The 17,935-nt window shown below is 42.8% G+C and carries 17 protein-coding genes; 6 read left to right on the top strand and 11 right to left on the bottom strand.

The genetic code is table 11. The annotated features are described in order from the left end of the window. Positions 1-48: 48 nt before the first annotated feature. From NSQ52_RS01525 to NSQ52_RS01515, 3 genes are all read right to left on the bottom strand, one after another. On the bottom strand, positions 49-1,071 hold the full coding sequence (locus NSQ52_RS01525) for a quercetin 2,3-dioxygenase (RefSeq protein ID WP_342473841.1): 1,023 nt from the start codon (positions 1,069-1,071) through the stop codon (positions 49-51). Positions 1,072-1,151: 80 nt separating this feature from the next. Beyond that, on the bottom strand, positions 1,152-1,715 hold the full coding sequence (locus NSQ52_RS01520; RefSeq protein WP_024719023.1) for a TetR/AcrR family transcriptional regulator: 564 nt from the start codon (positions 1,713-1,715) through the stop codon (positions 1,152-1,154). A gap of 45 nt (positions 1,716-1,760) precedes the next feature. Beyond that, complete coding sequence (locus NSQ52_RS01515; RefSeq protein ID WP_048003133.1) at positions 1,761-3,245, bottom strand: amidase; 1,485 nt, start codon at positions 3,243-3,245, stop codon at positions 1,761-1,763. A 188-nt stretch (positions 3,246-3,433) separates the two neighbouring features. Between NSQ52_RS01515 and NSQ52_RS01510 the strand changes: the two genes are divergently transcribed. Beyond that, on the top strand, positions 3,434-5,047 hold the full coding sequence (locus NSQ52_RS01510; protein WP_342473840.1) for a S8 family serine peptidase: 1,614 nt from the start codon (positions 3,434-3,436) through the stop codon (positions 5,045-5,047). A 37-nt stretch (positions 5,048-5,084) separates the two neighbouring features. Here NSQ52_RS01510 and NSQ52_RS01505 read toward each other — a convergent pair whose 3' ends face one another. Further along, complete coding sequence (locus NSQ52_RS01505; protein ID WP_335364655.1) at positions 5,085-5,621, bottom strand: DUF402 domain-containing protein; 537 nt, start codon at positions 5,619-5,621, stop codon at positions 5,085-5,087. A 114-nt stretch (positions 5,622-5,735) separates the two neighbouring features. On the opposite strand from NSQ52_RS01505, the gene NSQ52_RS01500 reads away from it, so the two are divergent. After that, the gene (locus NSQ52_RS01500; RefSeq protein ID WP_024719027.1) at positions 5,736-5,942 is read left to right on the top strand and encodes a hypothetical protein; all 207 of its coding nucleotides are present in this window, start codon (positions 5,736-5,738) and stop codon (positions 5,940-5,942) included. A gap of 57 nt (positions 5,943-5,999) precedes the next feature. On the opposite strand, the gene NSQ52_RS01495 is transcribed toward NSQ52_RS01500, so the two are convergent. After that, positions 6,000-6,536 carry a GNAT family N-acetyltransferase gene (locus NSQ52_RS01495; RefSeq protein ID WP_058336302.1) on the bottom strand — a complete coding sequence of 179 codons (537 nt, stop codon included), beginning with the start codon at positions 6,534-6,536 and terminating at the stop codon, positions 6,000-6,002. A gap of 211 nt (positions 6,537-6,747) precedes the next feature. Here NSQ52_RS01495 and NSQ52_RS01490 point away from each other — a divergent pair, with 211 nt between their 5' ends. After that, positions 6,748-7,965: a multidrug effflux MFS transporter gene (locus NSQ52_RS01490; RefSeq protein WP_024719029.1), complete on the top strand. Its 1,218-nt coding sequence runs from the start codon at positions 6,748-6,750 to the stop codon at positions 7,963-7,965. A 209-nt stretch (positions 7,966-8,174) separates the two neighbouring features. Here the strand turns inward: NSQ52_RS01490 and NSQ52_RS01485 are convergent, their stop codons facing one another. From NSQ52_RS01485 to NSQ52_RS01470, 4 genes are all read right to left on the bottom strand, one after another. After that, entirely contained in the window at positions 8,175-8,345 is a 171-nt protein-coding gene (locus NSQ52_RS01485) for a hypothetical protein (protein WP_162835678.1), read from the bottom strand. Further along, positions 8,342-8,929, bottom strand: coding sequence for a DUF1700 domain-containing protein (locus tag NSQ52_RS01480; protein WP_144679718.1), 588 nt, complete (start codon positions 8,927-8,929; stop codon positions 8,342-8,344). Before NSQ52_RS01480 ends, NSQ52_RS01485 begins: the two co-directional genes overlap by 4 nt. After that, complete coding sequence (locus NSQ52_RS01475; RefSeq protein WP_025206674.1) at positions 8,922-9,239, bottom strand: PadR family transcriptional regulator; 318 nt, start codon at positions 9,237-9,239, stop codon at positions 8,922-8,924. Before NSQ52_RS01475 ends, NSQ52_RS01480 begins: the two co-directional genes overlap by 8 nt. Positions 9,240-9,928: 689 nt before the next feature. Beyond that, positions 9,929-10,759 carry a YitT family protein gene (locus NSQ52_RS01470; RefSeq protein ID WP_025206673.1) on the bottom strand — a complete coding sequence of 277 codons (831 nt, stop codon included), beginning with the start codon at positions 10,757-10,759 and terminating at the stop codon, positions 9,929-9,931. 336 nt (positions 10,760-11,095) lie between these two features. Here NSQ52_RS01470 and mmuM point away from each other — a divergent pair, with 336 nt between their 5' ends. From mmuM to NSQ52_RS01455, 3 genes are all read left to right on the top strand, one after another. Next, the gene (gene mmuM, locus NSQ52_RS01465; RefSeq protein WP_259254092.1) at positions 11,096-12,034 is read left to right on the top strand and encodes a homocysteine S-methyltransferase; all 939 of its coding nucleotides are present in this window, start codon (positions 11,096-11,098) and stop codon (positions 12,032-12,034) included. Positions 12,035-12,080: 46 nt separating this feature from the next. Continuing rightward, entirely contained in the window at positions 12,081-13,484 is a 1,404-nt protein-coding gene (gene mmuP / locus NSQ52_RS01460; RefSeq protein WP_073415794.1) for an S-methylmethionine permease, read from the top strand. A 113-nt stretch (positions 13,485-13,597) separates the two neighbouring features. Next, on the top strand, positions 13,598-14,218 hold the full coding sequence (locus NSQ52_RS01455) for a hypothetical protein (RefSeq protein WP_017360397.1): 621 nt from the start codon (positions 13,598-13,600) through the stop codon (positions 14,216-14,218). Between the two features lie 346 nt (positions 14,219-14,564). Here NSQ52_RS01455 and NSQ52_RS01450 read toward each other — a convergent pair whose 3' ends face one another. Together NSQ52_RS01450 and NSQ52_RS01445 are read right to left on the bottom strand one after the other, a co-directional pair. Further along, a complete protein-coding gene (locus NSQ52_RS01450; protein WP_007498435.1) occupies positions 14,565-15,047 on the bottom strand; it encodes a hypothetical protein in 483 nt (160 codons plus the stop codon). 108 nt (positions 15,048-15,155) lie between these two features. Further along, a complete protein-coding gene (locus NSQ52_RS01445; RefSeq protein ID WP_342473839.1) occupies positions 15,156-17,822 on the bottom strand; it encodes a S8 family serine peptidase in 2,667 nt (888 codons plus the stop codon). Between the last annotated feature and the right edge of the window lie 113 nt (positions 17,823-17,935).

The following is a 17,935-nucleotide window of genomic DNA, read 5'->3' as shown; positions in this document are numbered from 1 at the left end:
TTTATTCAGCAGGTTGTTTACTTCAATATGTGTTTACGCGTTACACAGCTATTTTTCTTCGACAAACACCAAATCATACTGAGCAGAGGTCTCCCCACCCTCCATCATGTTCCCTTCCTGTATAAAATAAGGGCACATACCTGGACTTTGTGCTTCTTCAAATTGTTCAAACACTTGCTCAATATAGCCAGGCAGCAGCAAAACCAACATTTTATTTGAATGAGATACGAATTCATACGAGTGAACGGTATTCGGAGGAATATAAGCAAAATCCCCCGGCATCAAGCAAATATTTTCTCCGTTTAACTGAAGATTCATTCTGCCTTCAACACAATAAAGTGCTTCTGTATGCACTTCATGATAATGCGGACGTAAGCCTTTTCCCTTTGTCCCTTCAATCACAAAATAACTGAATCCGCCTCCTGTTGTTTCTGTTGTCGCAATCAGCTCATGAAGCTGACCTTCGACCATGTATTGCTTTCCTTCACCAGCCTCCAGCACATATGGCTGCACTGCGCGCGGGAGCTGACTATGAAACAAAACAGCTGGCTTGGTTGTATTGGATAGCTCCCTAATGCCGTGCATCAACATGATATCGCTTTCTTTTTCAGCCTGATGAAAGCTGTCTGCATCAAATGGGTGATCAGTCATCGGCCATTCATTCTGCAACAGCCTCTTTCCGATTTGCAGATAGACATCTGTCATTTGCCCGCCCAGTGTATAAGAAATAAACCTTGTTTTGTGACTATGCATTCTATAGCCATGAATTGTTTTGGGCGGAATATGAATATAATCACAGGCCGTCATCATATACTTTTTACCGTCCAGTATCACTTCCAGCTTCCCTTCCAGCACAAAGATGGTTTCAAATAGCGTCTCATGACAATGCAGCGGAAAGTAAGCACCTTTCCCACCTGTGATTAAGACAAGCTCAAACAGTTGATTTGTTTGATTTGCTTCTGCCAGCACATGTACAAGCTGATTTTCCAAACCATACAGCTCCCCCGAACCTGACACGGTATAAAAAGAGGTATCTTCGGATTGCTTGATCGATTGTGGTTGCTCCGACATCCCATCACTCCTCATGACTAATTGACTATCTTTATTATATAGACCAATTGATATAATAGATAGGCAATATGCGAGAGATTTTACTCTTCTCGCATAAATAAGTGTCTAAGGTAACATTTTACGTGCTCTAAAGGTGTCGTTTGCTTTAATGCAGTAGTCATTGATAATCCGCCGATGACCATTGAATGAAGGAGAGATGCCCGCTCATCCGCTTTTGTTTCATCATATCCGCTATTCATCAACTTTTCTTTGACAAGCTCTTGCCAGCGAATCATTTCTTGTTTACATGCAGCATGAAGTTTTGTATGTTCAGGTTTTGACTCTGCCGCCAGTAAGACAATCGGTATCCCTCTTTCACTTTCTTGCTCCATAAAACCCCGAATGATATTTGTCATAAAATGATCGACGGCGACATATGGGTCATCAGAATAGGCAAAACTTTCTTCAATTTGATCGATGACCCTTTGACTAATATATTCAACGGCTGCTATGGCTAGCTCTTCTTTTCCATTTGGAAAGTAATAATAAAGAGACCCTTTCGGCGTGCCGCTCTCTCTAATGATTTGATTCAACCCTGTCGCATGATACCCCTGTTTACGTAAAAGAAGTGCGGCCGTTTGAATGATTTTGTCCTTCGTACTCACGTGTGACACTCCTTTCCTCCATAGACCAACGTCAATGCCATTGTATTATTGATTCAGTAATGGATGCGTTCCTTTCCATAATGAGGATGATTCTATTTCTGACGCCAGTCTGAGCAGCCAGTCCTCTTTTCCTTTCGGTGCTGTCACCTGTACGCCTAAAGGCATGCCTGCTTCTGTGAGATGAACTGGCACACTCATAGATGGCTGGCCGGTTAGGTTAGCCAGCTGTGTAAATGGTGTGTAGGTCAAACTCTTGAGGAACATTTCATAAATCAGATCCTGCTGTGCTTGCATTGAAAGGGATGACACACGTAACAATGCAGACATTTCTTGATCGTTATGCATCAGCTCGCCAACCTTTGGAGCCGAATAGGCAGTAGCTGGGGTCACATATAGATCGTAGGTTTGATGAAATGCGGCCATTTTTGCAGCGGCCATATCCCATGCATCAAGACTTTCTGTATAAGCAGCAGCCGTCACATTTTTTCCTGCTTCCGCCAGTACCCATGCCACAATATCTGTCTCCTCCGGCTTCACCGGACGCCCGAATGAACGAGCCAGAGAGGTAAATAAGGCAGACATTTCACCGCTGTTCATGACGTAATATTGCTGCATCAGATGGACACCATCAATGTCCGGCTTCACTTCTTCTATTTGATGCCCTTGTTCACTCAGCCATTTCACAGTGTTCAAGACTGCCTGCTTTGCTTCCTCACTCACCTTCGTGCCTACTGGAGAGTCTACACTGTAAGCAATTCGCATAGAAGAGGTTCGTTTCACCAAATCCTCCTGATAGCTGCCGTCATATAATGGCGTTTGGAACGCAGCCTCTGGCTGAATGACTTGAAGCAAATCAAGAAGGGCAGCACTGTCTCGAACTGTTTTTGTGAGCGTAAAGTCAATGGAAGCTCCTTGCCACTGCCTTCCTGCACCCGGGCCGACCGGTGTTCTCCCCCTTGTTGGCTTGAGTCCAAATAAACCAGTAAAGGATGCCGGAATCCGAATAGACCCTCCGCCATCACTCGCTCCACCCGCAGGTACGATGCCGCTTGCCACAGCTGCTGCCGTCCCGCCGCTTGAACCGCCCGGAGAATAGTCAGCATTCCAAGGGTTTCTCGTCGGACCATATAAAAAGGGTTCTGTCACATTTCTCAATCCGAATTCAGGTGTGTTCGTATGACCGATCATGAGGAGTCCAGCCTGCTTCAATCGACGGACAAAGTGGGAATCTGTTTGCGCCTTTACATCCTTTAACAGCAAAGCACCCGCCGTCAAAGGTTCATGCTCCAGCCCCTGCGATATATTTTTCAACACAAACGGAACACCAGCAAACGGCTGATCCGCATCTAGTGACTTCATGTCTTTGAACACTTGATCTCGTCTAGTATGAATCACCGCATTTAGTACTGGATTCACTTCTTCCAATCTAGTAAATGCAGCTTGTACAAGCTCTTCGGGCGTTACCTGCTTTTTCTGCACAAGTGACGCCAGTCCCGTCGCATCATACGTCATATACTCTTTTACATTCATCGGCATGTCCTTCTTTCTCATATTATGATCTCTCTATTGTCTACTAGAATTCTATGAAATTCAATTTCGGGATACGTGTGAAAAAAACTTTCTTTCTAGACTATGATTCTTCTAACCATCTATCTTATTTCTCCGATATAATAAAGAAAAAAAGACGGAGGTCACCTCATATGCAAGGAGCCATTGCCTTGAAAAAGAAAATCGTCGTGGTCATCGCGTTTCTTCTTGCTTTGACAACTGCTTTGCCCTTCCATTCGCAGGCAGCTGCACCACCAAAAGAAACAGATGTCATCATCGTCTATAAAAATCAAAAAGGAAAACAAACGGCTATTCAAGAAAGTGAAAAAGTGAACGCTCAATACATACATCTTCCAGCTGTAGCAGTGACAGCAGATGAGCAAGCTGTCACCTCACTTAAAAAAGACCCAAACATCGCTTATGTTTCAAAAAACGTTAGGGTCAAACTCGCAGCTTCTACCGTGAAAAAAACAGCTGCTGCTACTGGTCAGGATGCTTTGGTACAAAAATCTTATAACTTGCAGAAGCTCAATGTAAAGCAAGCAATCAAAGAAGGCGTGACAGGGAAAAATGTGAAAGTAGCCGTTCTCGATACTGGTATTTTCCCACATGAAGATTTAAAGGTAGCCGGCGGTAAATCATTCGTCAATTACACGTCTTCTTACAAAGATGATGAAGGACATGGAACACATGTCGCCGGTACAATTGGGGCGCTCAATAATGATTACGGTACGGTCGGTGTCGCTTCTGGTGTGAAGCTGTATGCTGTAAAAGTATTAGATAAAAAAGGAGAAGGCGACTTATACAGTCTGCTCCGAGGCATTGATTGGGCAATTAGCAATAAGATGGATATCATCAACCTAAGTCTAGCTTTTGAAGATAACATTCCGATTTTACGTTCAGCAGTTGATGAAGCATACAAAAAAGGACTGCTGGTCGTTGCTGCAAGTGGAAATGATGGAAAGAAGAATGGGATTAGTTATCCTGCCGCATACAATAGCGTCATTGCTGTTTCCGCAACGACTGACAAAGACAAACTCGCCTCCATCTCTAATACGGGGAAAGGAATTGAATTTTCCGCTCCCGGCGAGAACGTCATCAGTACCTATTTGAAAAATGAATATTGGTATGCAACGGGTACATCACAAGCGGCACCACATGTCACAGGAATGCTTGCGCTGTTAAAACAGCTACATCCTAAGAAAACAAATGTTCAGCTCCGTACTTTATTGCGCAGCTATACAGTGGATCTTGGTGCAAAAGGAAAAGATCCACAATTCGGCTATGGCCGCGTGCAATATGTGCCGCAGTCAACCTTTTTAAAGACTGCGACAAGCGCAGTCAAAACAGCCGAAACATCTAAAAAACAGACAGATGTTGATCAAGCCAAAACGAAAATTGGCAGACTGACTGCTAGTAAACAAAAAACCGCACTCACTGACCGAGTCAAAAAAGTCCAAACAGCCATTGATATTCGTGACGCACGAGCGAAGGTCAAATCAGCTGAAAAAAGTAAAACCCAAGGCTCGATTAAAAGTGCCCAAACGGCTATTAAAAAGCTATCCAAAGGCAAAGAAAAAACAAGCCTGCAAAACCGGCTCGACAAAGTCAAAAAACAAGTCGCCTATCAAAAAAAAGTGACAGATGCCAAACAAAAAGTCAAAAAAGCCGAAGCCAAACGAACAAAGAAAACAAAAGCAACCGCCCAAAGTGCGGTCAAACAACTAAAAGCATCTAAAACAAAAACTGCTTTACAAAAACGACTAAACCGGATCAAGGTTTGATAAAAAAACGATTCCTTTCAGCAAGGAATCGTTTTTTCTATTTCAACATCTTCTGAAACAGGGTGTGATGATATTTCCCTTTCGCATCCAGCCTCACTTGATCGAGGATGTGCGCTAACGAATGGATGACATCACGGAGTGCTCGATGAACCGAGCCGTGTTCAAAGGAAGCTAAACTCTCCGGCAGTTCATCTTCATCCAAAACAAAGAAATCACCATTCGGCAGAACGAGTAGATCAATCAATAAATCTTCAAAAACAACCGCCCGTTCTTCAAACCATGTATGTCTGACGATATTCACATAAGAGCCAAGTTCATTGCCTTGATCATCCCGCCAAAAATAGACATTGTAAGGCCGGTCCGTCCAATAATAGGCGGTCGTATAACTCCCTTTTGGAATCGTGACAGTGCCATCACCAGCAACCATTGTAAATGTTTCTTGAATTTTATGAAACAACACGACTTGCTGCTCCTGTGCGTCTAACAGCTGACACATATGTTCCACAACCTGATCATCGTATTTGATTTTTCTCTCAATGACGTCATCCCAAGAATTTGCATATAGCGGAAACAATCGGTCACAACCCCTTCTGCATCTACTTCTTATTCTAGTATACACTGCTTTCTTTTGAAGAAATAAAGGTTCACTGCTGCTGCCTATGGAAGACATATGGTGAGGTGAAAACAAATGAACGGAATCACAATCATCGAAACCGTAGCAGAACTCGGACAAATCATCTTGGTTTTTTGTGGCTATGCCCTTTACTGGCGGCTTGTGAAAACGAAAAGAGATCGAAAGCTGACCCCTTATGAACATGCGTTGAAATTCTTTGTCATGTTCGGATTAATCTCATGGTGCTTTTCATATATGGCACTGAACGTATGGGTATCATGAGAAAGAGGAAGAGCCCCGTCCATGCAGGACATGCTCTTCCTCTTCTTATACAGCGTGTTATGAGCCAGCCGGCTGTTCTTTTTTGATCACATACTGATAGCTCTTCACATGCGTCCCATTTTGATTCACAAATTCTTTATCAAGTGCCCGTTCAAAGCCCATTCTTTCATATAAACGAATGGCGGCCTGCATTTTATCCGACGTATGAAGGTACAGGACGTTCTCGCCCCACGATTGCGTCAGTTCTATACTTTTACGCAACAAGGACTCTGCAATACCTTTTCCTCTCACATCAGGATCTACCCCTAAAAACCGGACAATCGCTGAAGTAATGCCCATCTCCGGCTTGTCATATGCCTGTTCTGATGATCGGAACATTTGAAGGGTCCCCACGACCTTGCCCTCAAGCTCGGCCACAAGCATCAACTCCATGTTTGGGTTATCTACAGCCGCTCGCAAGGCTGTAGAATAATTTTGCCAGCCTTCCTCTGTAAATTGAGGCTCATACTGTGCGTATGATTTGATCAGCACATGTGTGATCGCCTCATGATCTTCACTCACTGCTTGACGAATGATCAACTCTTGCTGCTCCATGCCAGCACCTCCTGTTTGTCTATGAATGGATATACGTATCATGCAATCACTGCATGCCGATGATCTGATTCTTTTCTCTACTCATTCAATGTAAAGAGTCTTCTTTTAAAGATCAATTATTTTGCACGAAATTTTCTTTGAAAATTTTGATTGAAATGGAAAGCTTGATTCATTATGCTGATTTGAGGACGTATACGAGGAGTGTCATCATATGAATTCTTTATCTTATCCCCAAGAATCGAAAAAAAATCGATTCCTCCTTGCCGCGCTTCTTGGCTCTTTAACAGCCCTTGCACCGCTGGCAATGGATATGTATTTACCTGCTTTACCTAATATCGCCCGTGACTTTGAAGCAAGCACGGCGCTGTCTCAGTTAAGTCTCATGGCTTGTTTGATTGGACTTGCGCTTGGACAGCTGATTGCAGGTCCAATCAGTGATACAGTCGGCAGAAGAAAGCCGCTGATGGTTGGATTAATCATTTTTATTGCGGCCTCTCTTTTATGCACAGTGGTCACATCAATTTGGACATTCATTCTTTTAAGGCTGATTCAAGGACTTGCTGGATCAGCAGGCATTGTCATTGCACGAGCCATCGTACGAGATCATTATGAAGGCTCAGAAATGACGAAATTCTTTGCTTTGCTCATGTTAGTCAACGGAGTCGCTCCAGCAGCGGCACCGATCGTGGGCGGACAAATGTTACGGTTCACGACGTGGCAGGGTGTGTTTGTTCTGCTAGGAATCCTCGGGGCGCTCATGCTTCTAAGATCGATGTTTTCATTGAAAGAAAGCTTACCTGTGGAACGTAGACAGACTGGAGGCTTCAAACAGATCCTAGGTGCGATGAAAATTCTAGCGAGCGATCGACTCTTTGTCGGATATGCTCTCTCACAAGGACTTGTCTTCGCCGCCATGTTTGCGTATATCTCTGGATCACCGTTTGTATTGCAGGAGATTTTCAACCTTTCTCCGCAGGGCTTCAGTGCTGCCTTTGCGGTGAATAGTCTTGGCATCATCACAGCCGGACAAGTATTTGCCCGCGTTGCTGCGAAAATTGGTGAGGAGAAAGTCCTTCGCATTGGGCTGCTGACAGCTGCTTTAGGAGGCGTCACCTTATGTGTGATGATCTCTATTGATGCAGGGCTTTATGGCATCCTCATTCCGCTCTTTTTTGTGGTCTCTAGCGTTGGGATTGTCGGCACGTCTGCTCCTTCTCTTGCGATGCAGCATCACGGTGCGCATGCTGGAAGTGCCGCTGCCCTCATCGGTGTGGCACAAATGCTTCTTGGCGCATGCATGACACCCCTTGTCGGCTTAGCTGGAAGCCAGACTGCCTTTCCCATGGGACTGATTATTATGCTCTGTGACCTTGGCGCACTTTGCTGTTATTTTTTCTTTGTTGCCAGAGCGAAAAAAAGACCCGCATAAGCGGGTCGCAGATTGTTGACAAAGGGCTAAAATGAACTTTATTTTGGCTCTTTGTCTTCTTTTCAGCGTGATAGAAAACCTTTGCAGCCCTAGGAAGGACGAGCATCGGCGCGGAGCGAATTTGACATTCGTGAGCACCGAAGCGCAGGACTGACACCGAATGCGAGGGTTTGTCTACACGCTGAGACCCGCATAAGCGGGTCTTTCATTTATGGCTTGCTCCAATTGATCGTGCGGAACACATTGTTCTGGTCATTGTTTTGATATGCATCTAGGTCAAAGCCTGAAAGTCCAAAACCAATTGCCATGACAATTCCTCCGGCAACGGTGAAGATGATCCCCCATTTGATGCATTGCTTTTTTAAATCATTCACGTTCATACTCTCACGACCTTCTTTTTAAACATTCCCATGAATGCCTTAGTGGTTTGAACAGTCACTTGCACAAATAGCTTTGTTAAATACGCCGTGGCTATGCCGCTTAATAATCCGACACCTAATAGAAGAATCCCAACTCCGATCTGCGTCACCACCACATGCAAACCATCCTGAGAAATAAATGGAGAACCAATGATACTCCAAAAACCACCGAGCAAACCAACTAGCGTCATTGTACCTGTCACGAGTGGAACGCACCAAATCACCATATACACAGAAAGAATCAGCAGGAAGACTGTTGCTAGAATGCTGCCCCATAACGGAAAGCCTAAAATGAGGATGGAGAGCCTTGTGGCTTTTTCTCCAAACGTCGGCACCTGAATGGTTTTGATTCCTTGTTCCTTTAAAATCCCTTCAGCAATAATGGCAGGCTGACCGACTTGATGAACTGCCTCCTGTTCACTGTAGCCATCTTCCTGATAATCCTCGATCATTTCATCGTAATACTCGATGAACCGATCACTTTCTTTTTCGCCTAGACGATGCAGGTGCTTCTCTAAGCTGGCTAAAAATTCTTTTTTATTCATTGCTCTGTCCTCCAGAAATAAAGTCGTAAATCGCCATCACTTGATCCCATTCCGCTAAAAATTGCGCGATATGCTCCCGTCCGTTCTTTGTCATCCGGTAGTATTTTCTTAATCGACTGTTATGTTCCTGTGAATAGGTCTCCACATAATTGTTTTGCTCTAACCGCTTTAATATCGGATATAATGTCGATTCTGAAATCTCAATACAATGGGACATATCTTTAATCATTTGATAACCATAGGAATCGCCTTTCTTTAATACCGCCAGTACACAGAATTCCAGTAATCCTTTTTTTAGTTGTGCATTCATGTTTACAACTCCTAACTATTTATACTATACAATACATAGTATGATGTGACAAGAGGTATCTTTTGCAACTTTTCACTCTCAACGTCCCTATAAATTTTCATACAGGAAGTTTCTCTTTCTTCAAGGCTTCACCTGATCAAGATAAATCTAGCGTGTGTCTATTGTAGACAACAAACATACACAGGAACGAATATCATAGAAAACAACTCATTTAATCTCTTTATTTTAAAGGGATAAGCTGAATTTTATGGAATTAAGAAGTTCATTCACAATGGCGTATCCTTATGAACTTCATACTAAGTTTTACAAACACTCAACTCGAATTAAAGTGATGAGAACGGCTGAAAGTGGCTAGTTCTTTTCAACCCAACCAATACCGAATAATGGTAGACCTTAAAAAACGAGGAGCTGATGACCTTGAAAAAAATGTGGAGTAATTATCTCACTTTAGTCATTACACTAACTTTGTGTTATATCGTGTATTTGTTCATCTTCAAACAACCTTTTACCATTACACCCATCATCCTGTTTGTGGTGGGAGCCGCCATTGCTGAGTGTATACGTTTTTTCTTTCTGAAAAGTAACGAGAAAAAAGATGATACCTTGAAAAAATAGTCCCTTAAACATAAAATCACTCAACATATGAAAAGACACCCCCACTTTATAGTGGAGGTGTCTTTTTTCACTTTTTATATATTCACAAATCCTTCTCCAAACACATCACGCACGTCATGGACAACAACGAATGCGTCTCGATCAATTTTCTTAATGATTTTCTTTAAACGCATCAGCTCCTGTTTTTGAATGACTGCATAGAGAATTTCCTTCGATTCCTTCGAATAATGACCGCGACCGTTTAAAATGGTCACGCCTCGATCCAAGGTGTGATTGATTTCTTCTGCAATATCATCTTTGCATGAAGAAATAATCGTCACTGCTTTTTTCGTGTTAAGCCCTTCTATGACGAAATCCATCACCTTAGTCGCCACATACAGCATCACAATCGTAAACATTAATTTTTCCGCACCAATAATAAAGTAAGAAGCAAAAACAACGATTAGATCAAAGAACAAGATGGCGTAGCTCACGTTCCAGTCTAGATACTTATTCGCAATTCGCCCAAGAATGGCAGATCCCGCTGTTGTACCGCCCGCTCTTAAAACAAGACCAATGCCAATACCAATGATGATCCCTGCGAAAATAGAACCAATGATCAATTCATGGACATTCACCACCCATGTAGTGGTCAAATGTAAAAATAGAGAGTTACTTGCGACAGCTACCACTGTGTAGATCGTGGTCTTCTTGTCCAAGTATTTATACCCCACAAGTAATAAAATCGCATTCAACACAAGGTTTGTCAGCCACGGCGCAATCTCAAACATATAGTAGAAAATGATGGACAGCCCCGTTACGCCGCCTTCACCAAACTCAAGTGGAATGACAAACATGTTCACAGCTGCAGCAAATAAAAAAGAACCAACTAGAATCATTGCAATATCTTTTACACATTTTTTCAATTTCTTCTTTCCTCCTTTTCTAAGCATATAAAAAACCCTCTTTCTGCACGAAAGAAGACAGTCGTTGGACAAAATAAAAATCAAAAGACGGCGCCTTTTGATGAAGCTTTCTGAAATGAACCTTTCCATAATATATATCTCTTTTTAGAGGCTGTCAATGACTTGGTTTTCTATTATTTCAACTGTATGTTTATGCACTCAAACCCGCATGTTTTCAGGGTTTTTCCGTCGTATGATGCTTATTCCTCTCCTTGACAAAAACACTTTAGTCATTTAAACTACTGCCTCATATCATATCCATTATTTCCGATCGACAAAGGAGGCTGTTTGATTTATATGAATCCTATTCAAAGCCGTTTACAGGCTCACACACCTTTGATTTTAGATGGTGCACTTGCAACAGAGCTTGAACGAAAGGGCTGTGATTTAAACGACAGTTTATGGTCAGCCAAAATCCTCATTGAACAGCCAGAATTGATTCAGCAAGTACACTTGGACTACTTCCAAGCAGGTGCTGACTGTGCAACAACAGCCAGCTACCAAACGACAATTGATGGCTTTGCTGAAAAAGGCTATACAAAAGGAGAAGCCATCGAATTAATGAAACGATCTGTCACGTTAGCAAAAGAAGCATGTGAGCAGTTTTGGCAGGATGAGACACATCGTAAAGAGCGGACGAAACCATTTGTCGCTGGATCTGTGGGGCCCTTCGGCGCTTATTTGTCTGATGGTTCAGAATATAAGGGAAATTACGGACTCACAGAACAGGCGCTCATTGATTTTCACAGACCAAGAATTCAAGCATTGGTAGAGGCTGGTGCAGATATTCTCGCTTGTGAAACCATCCCTTGTCTCATTGAAGCAATCGCCATCGCTAAACTGCTGGAGGATGAATTCAGCGGTGTGTATGCGTGGATCACGTTTAGCGCAAAGGATGGCAAGCATATTAGTGAAGGGGATCTGCTGAGAGACTGTGTACAAGCACTTGAGCCATATGAGCAGATCGCTGCTGTTGGCGTAAACTGTACACCGCCGCAATATATGTCTTCTCTTATTCAGGAGATGAAAAAAGGGACGAGCAAACCGATTGTCGTGTATCCGAACTCAGGGGAATTATATGATCCTGAAGAAAAGGTTTGGAGCGGAGATACGTCTCACCATACATTTGGTGAATGTGCGCAGCAATGGTATAAAGACGGTGCACAAATCATCGGCGGCTGCTGCCGGACGACACCAGAAGATATTACAGATATCTTAAAACAAGCAACATCGTAGCATCATGACTCAACACACATACTTATAAGCAAAAGGGCGGGAAGACATGGAACAAGAAAAAGATCAGTCACAACAATATCAACGAAAAATGACAAGCCGTCACCTGTTCATGCTTTCTTTAGGTGGCGTGATTGGCACAGGACTCTTTTTAAGTTCAGGATATACGATCAATCAGGCCGGACCTGCGGGAACGATTTTGGCTTATCTGGTTGGGGCATTAATTGTGTACCTCGTGATGCTCTGTTTAGGTGAACTGTCTGTCGCAATGCCGGTTACAGGCGCTTTTCACACATATGCAACAAAATACATTGGGCCCGGCACTGGCTATACAGTGGCTTGGCTTTATTGGCTGACATGGACCGTGGCACTTGGTTCAGAATTTACAGCGGCAGGTCTTTTAATGCAGCGCTGGTTCCCGGACACATCGGTTTGGATGTGGAGCGGTGTTTTTGCGCTTCTCATCTTTTTACTCAATGCTTTTACAGTTAAGTTTTTTGCAGAATCGGAATTTTGGTTTTCTAGCATTAAAGTCATGGCTATTATTCTCTTTATTATTCTTGGCGGAGCGGCGATGTTTGGATTGATTCCACTAAAAGGCGGTGAGGCCGCTCCGTTCTTCTCTAACTTCACTGGAGATGGGGGTCTCTTCCCAAACGGCTTTTTACCGATTTTAATGACCATGCTGGCTGTTAATTTTGCTTTTTCGGGTACTGAGCTAATTGGGATTGCTGCGGGCGAAAGTGTCAATCCAGATGAGACCATTCCCCGGGCGATTCGCACGACTGTGCTACGTCTTGTCCTGTTTTTCGTCGGAACGATCGTGGTCTTAGCCGGCTTAATTCCAGTAGAAGAAGCCGGGGTGATCAAAAGTCCTTTCGTTGTGGTCTTTGACCGCATCGGTATTCCTTATGCGGCAGATTTCATGAATTTTGTCATTCTGACGGCGATCTTATCTGCTGCAAACTCAGGGCTATACGCCTCATCTCGCATGCTATGGTCCCTTTCTGAAGAACGAACATTACCTAAAAAGCTGGCAAAATTGACGTCAAAGGGAATTCCTTTGAATGCACTCATTTTGAGTATGATTGGAGGCATTCTCTCTTTGCTATCGAGTGTCATCGCACCTGAAACGGTGTATCTGGTTCTTGTGTCAATCTCTGGACTCGCCGTTGTTGTTGTATGGATGGGAATTGCAGCTTCACAGTTCATGTTTCGCAAAAAATTCTTACAGGATGGCGGACAGCTTCATGATTTATCTTTCCGAACCCCGCTCTATCCGGTGGTTCCGATTGCTGCCTTCCTCCTATGCCTTGCATCTGTGATCGGCATTGCTTTTGATCCAAATCAGCGTATTGCTCTTATCTGCGGTATCCCTTTTATCGCACTCTGCTATGCTGCCTATTACGTGACAACATGGATTCAGAAAAAACGAGAAAACCCTGGTGTATAGCATCAGGGTTTTTTGTTTGTCCCAAAAAAGGATATCACTAGCAAAACAAAGACATTTTGGTATATGATAGGAATCTATGATTTTCAGGACGAATCAAGGGAGCTGTTTTTAATATGGAAATGACCATTACAAGAGCATTAAGTGAACTGAAAATGTTAGATAAAAGAATCAACCGAACAATTGATGAAGCTGTACTCGGTGGCTTGGTCATCGGGAAACATATACAGAACGGATTTCAAAATCAAGAAGAAGTAGAAAAAAAGGCAAAAGCAGATGACCAATCGATTCAAGCATTAATCAAACGCCGAAATGCCATTAAATCAGCCATCGTTGTGTCGAATGCTACGACAACGATTGAGGTGGCGGGTGTTAGCATGACCGTAGCAGAAGCCATTGAACGCAAGACATCCATAGATTACGATATTCGTTATTTACGAAAATTAAAAAAGGTCTACACAGAGCTGGTTGACCGGTCAGAACAAATCAATGAAGATGTGAAAAAGAGACTGGATCAACATTTAGAAACACTATTTGGGAAAGACGGAAAAACACAAGCCGCTGCCAACCAAGAGATCGTCAAGTCATTCCTAGCTGAAAATGAGGCGGCGATCATTGACCCTCTTCGTCTTCGAGTGAAGATTGAACAGCTTTCGAAAGAGATTGAAGATTTCCAAATGGAAGTGGATTTCTCCTTATCAGAAAGCAATACCTTGACAAAAATACAGATCGACTAGTCGATTTTGTTAGTGAGCCGAAAATCGATAGGACTAAACACCTCCGAGGGAAAGGTCATTCCCTCCTCATCTGATGATCATCTTAGGATGATCCATGATAAAAGCTCAAAGCTGAACGTTCAAAGCTGAAAGCTCAAGTATTCAAAGTTCTTATCCATCAAAGCTCAAGATGTAAAGCTCAATGCTCGATCGAATCTGGGAGAAACGGCTCATGAGTGTTTGTTTATCGACTCTTTCGGTTGCCGCCCAGCAGGTTTGCTAACAAAAAGAAAAGGATGTCACTAGCTGACATCCTTTTTTTCTATGAAAACGACAGGGCTTGCGCCAAGTCGCCTCTTCTAGCAGATTAGTAACGTGATGTATATGCCAAATGATACACACTTGTCACATTTGAAGATAGCGTGATGTCGTTTGAAGTGAAAGTCACTGGAACGATATCGTAGTAATGTGTAGACCAGCCTGCATTATTGTATGTACGGTAGCCTGCACCTGCAGGAACTTGAATCGTTAGTGAAAATTGTCCATTCTCGTCTGTTGTACCTGTCGCTGTTTGAGCATATGATTTGATTGCTGCTTCAAAATAAAGCTGAATTGGCTGATTCGCCATGAGTTGACCACTTGTGTCCTTTAATGTTCCTTTAAAAGTAGCTGGATAATATGAACCTACACGATATTTACTGCCAGAACCGTAATTGACCATACCACCGTCTGCTGCTGTGACGCCTGTTACTTGTACGGATGCTGGTACTGCTCCTGTTTCCTCTGCATGTGCAAAGCTTGGGAAAACGAGAAGCAATGATAGAAAGAAAGCAAACATGATTTTTTTCATCGATAAATCCTCCTTTTTTTTCCTACTATATTACTATCGACAGTTATTGTCATTTTTCCAGTAAAAAACAAAAAACTCCCCTTTTTATTCAAAAGGGAAGCTACAAGACTATTTTTTCACAACAACTTTCACTGCTTTACTTTCTCTTTTTCTCACATCTGAAGCTGTCACATACAAGACGGTTTTGGCTTTTTGCGGCTTGATTTTAGCCGTAAATGCGCCTTTGCTATTGGTTTTGACCGTTTGAATGACTTTCTTTGATTTGTTCTTCACCTTGATCGTCAAGCCTGCACCCGCAGTTCCTTTGACCGTTTTACTTTTCACTGTTACTCGATTCACCTTTGGCTTAGCTGGCGCTTTGCCCTTTTTCACGACCGTTTTGAGCGAAGTCGCAGCCTTTCCTTTTGACATCTTGATGTGAAGCACTTTATTTTTGTTTTGATGCTTGATCTTCACACTAAAGGTTCCTTTTTTGCTTGCCGTGCCTTTTCCAAGCAGGGTTTTGCCTCTATACACAGAAATGGCAGCGCCGGCTTTCGCCTTTCCTGTCACCTTTTGATGCTGATCTTCTACTTTGTTAACTGATGCGTTTAATTCAACAGCGCTTAACGCGGCAAAAGCATTGAGTCTGCCATGTCCTGTCATCCAATCGATACCCGGAATTTTCGGATCAACAACAGGCTCGTCATATTCATCATAGAAAATGTCATCTGTTCCATCAACAGCTTTAAATGAAATATCATCCGCTGTATTTTGTAAAATATTTCTCACTTGATTTGGTTTCAGGGTTGGATTTTTAGAAAGCAGTAATCCTGCTGCTGCTGCAACGTACGGTGTAGCCATTGATGTCCCGCTCAGGTATGAAACATTCCCATCAGGCATTAAGCTTGGGATATCAGATCCTGGTGCAGACATGCTTAACCCTTTCCCATAGCTTGAGAATTCAGCGGCAATATCCATGCGATTGCTTGCACCAACTGCCATGGCGTACTTGGAAGTCGCAGGATAACCCATTTCTGGAATGCCATCGTTTCCGCTCGCCACTACCACTAATACGTTTTTTTGTGCAGCATAGTTCATCGCATATTCAATGACCTTGCTGTAGTAGCCGCCAAGGCTCATGTTAATGACCTTTGCACCTTTGTCCACTGCATGTTTAATGCCAAGAGCAATATGCTCTGTATCTCCATATCCATACGCATCCAGCACTTTGACTGGGATGATTCCTGTATGTTGATTCAGCCCTGCCATGGAGTAATGATTATCGGCTTTTGCTGCAATGATACCTGCCACATGGGTACCGTGGCCATTGTCATCAATTGCATCTTTATTACGGCCAATCAGATTGGCACCTAAGTCTGTACGAACCGTTCCGCTTAAATCAGACAAACGGCTGTCGACACCTGTATCCACAACAGCGATTAACGTTTGCTTCATTTTGCTTGTACCAATCAATGTATTCATTTGTTCAAACTTCACATCAGCGCCTTTTTTCCCACTGTTTTGGGCACTATTTTTCAGCGGCCACTGATAACCATACTGCGCGTCATTGCTGAGCGCACGATACGTTTGTACAGGCTCTGCAAATTCAACATTCGGCATACTAGAAAGCTTTCTCGCCGTGCTTTTGATCACAGCTTTGCCTGCTTTAAGCGTTTTGCCTGCTGATTCTTTCCCTGCCGGTACATCATAAACATACATTCCTTTAAATAAAGGATTTACTGACTGAGATGTCACACGGTTTTCTTGAATTCCGTAGCTTTTCATCTTCTTTTTTGCGGATTGAAGCGTTTGTCCATCCTTTAATTTAAAGATGATTTTGTTTGTGTTGACCTTTTCTTCTGGAACAAGCTTTTGTTTCTCTAATACATAACCGATCGATTTTCCTTCAAGCTGATCGATTCCTACTTTTTGCCCCACTGCTTCTAATTCCTTTTTTAAATAGGCTGGACTTGCCTCTTTGAGCATATCAAAAAGGGAACGGATCGCCTGTTGCTCTTTCTCTGTGACGATATGACCGCTGAATGCACCATTTTTCTCTACGTCATTCAGCAATGATTTTAATGTAAGCAAATGATTGTACACCGTTTGCTGCTTTTTTTGATTGTTGATGAGTTTAGATTTGAGAAACGGCTTTGTTTTTTGTAGCAGACGTGTCAGCTTCTGACCATCGGCTGTTTCATTGAATCGTTTGTCTTCGATCGTACGAATGGATTGAAGAATTTCACGTCCATGCTTTTTCTCAATAATGATGATCGTTGGCTCTTCTTCTTCAGGGAAAATCGGTTCAGATGGCGGAAGATTCGCACCTTTATACCCGATTGTATATGCTGCATCCTCTTCCTCATCACGGCTATCTTCCTCTGAACCTAAATACAGCACTTTGACATAGTAAGGACCTGACCATGCATGCGGGAAGTTGATTTCTGTCTCTCCACTTGCTGTGTCCACACGATATCTCGAATAAGTGTCATCCTTTATCGCTCTATCCTTACTTGGGTAGACCGATACAGATAACACTTGTTTGCTTTTGACAGAAATTTGCATATGTGTATGTTTTGCCACATCATCTGCAGATGGCGTAATTTGGTACCATGACTCTTCTTTTTCATTCTGTAATGTACCTGAGATGACTTCATCATCTTTCAACCCAATGGCTTCATTGACACTTGTGCCTTTACTAACTGCTGATGCCTCGTACCCAGGTAATGCAGCCATACATAGAATGATGGCCATGAGTACAACCACACAGGATTTGACCTGCTTTTTAAACATGAAAAGACCCCCTTATCTTTTACAATACCTTGGAAGAATATCACAGAATCCCTTTTAGTAGAATCTATTTTTGACATAATTAAACTCGTTTTAAGCTAGGATTTGAGATATTC

Source organism: Bacillus sp. FSL W8-1141 (assembly GCF_038593205.1).
In the GTDB taxonomy this organism is placed as follows: Bacteria; Bacillota; Bacilli; order Bacillales; family Bacillaceae; genus Bacillus; species Bacillus altitudinis.
This window is presented reverse-complemented; position numbering and strand designations above follow the sequence as displayed.

Coding starts and splice junctions, on each gene's coding strand:
- NSQ52_RS01525 (WP_342473841.1), bottom strand. CDS start 1,071: ATGTCGGAGCAACCACAATCGATCAAGCAATCCGAAGATACCTCTTTT.
- NSQ52_RS01515 (WP_048003133.1), bottom strand. CDS start 3,245: ATGAATGTAAAAGAGTATATGACGTATGATGCGACGGGACTGGCGTCA.
- NSQ52_RS01500 (WP_024719027.1), top strand. CDS start 5,736: ATGAACGGAATCACAATCATCGAAACCGTAGCAGAACTCGGACAAATC.
- NSQ52_RS01495 (WP_058336302.1), bottom strand. CDS start 6,536: ATGGAGCAGCAAGAGTTGATCATTCGTCAAGCAGTGAGTGAAGATCAT.
- NSQ52_RS01490 (WP_024719029.1), top strand. CDS start 6,748: ATGAATTCTTTATCTTATCCCCAAGAATCGAAAAAAAATCGATTCCTC.
- NSQ52_RS01485 (WP_162835678.1), bottom strand. CDS start 8,345: ATGAACGTGAATGATTTAAAAAAGCAATGCATCAAATGGGGGATCATC.
- NSQ52_RS01480 (WP_144679718.1), bottom strand. CDS start 8,929: ATGAATAAAAAAGAATTTTTAGCCAGCTTAGAGAAGCACCTGCATCGT.
- NSQ52_RS01475 (WP_025206674.1), bottom strand. CDS start 9,239: ATGAATGCACAACTAAAAAAAGGATTACTGGAATTCTGTGTACTGGCG.
- mmuM (WP_259254092.1), top strand. CDS start 11,096: ATGAATCCTATTCAAAGCCGTTTACAGGCTCACACACCTTTGATTTTA.
- mmuP (WP_073415794.1), top strand. CDS start 12,081: ATGGAACAAGAAAAAGATCAGTCACAACAATATCAACGAAAAATGACA.
- NSQ52_RS01455 (WP_017360397.1), top strand. CDS start 13,598: ATGGAAATGACCATTACAAGAGCATTAAGTGAACTGAAAATGTTAGAT.
- NSQ52_RS01450 (WP_007498435.1), bottom strand. CDS start 15,047: ATGAAAAAAATCATGTTTGCTTTCTTTCTATCATTGCTTCTCGTTTTC.
- NSQ52_RS01445 (WP_342473839.1), bottom strand. CDS start 17,822: ATGTTTAAAAAGCAGGTCAAATCCTGTGTGGTTGTACTCATGGCCATC.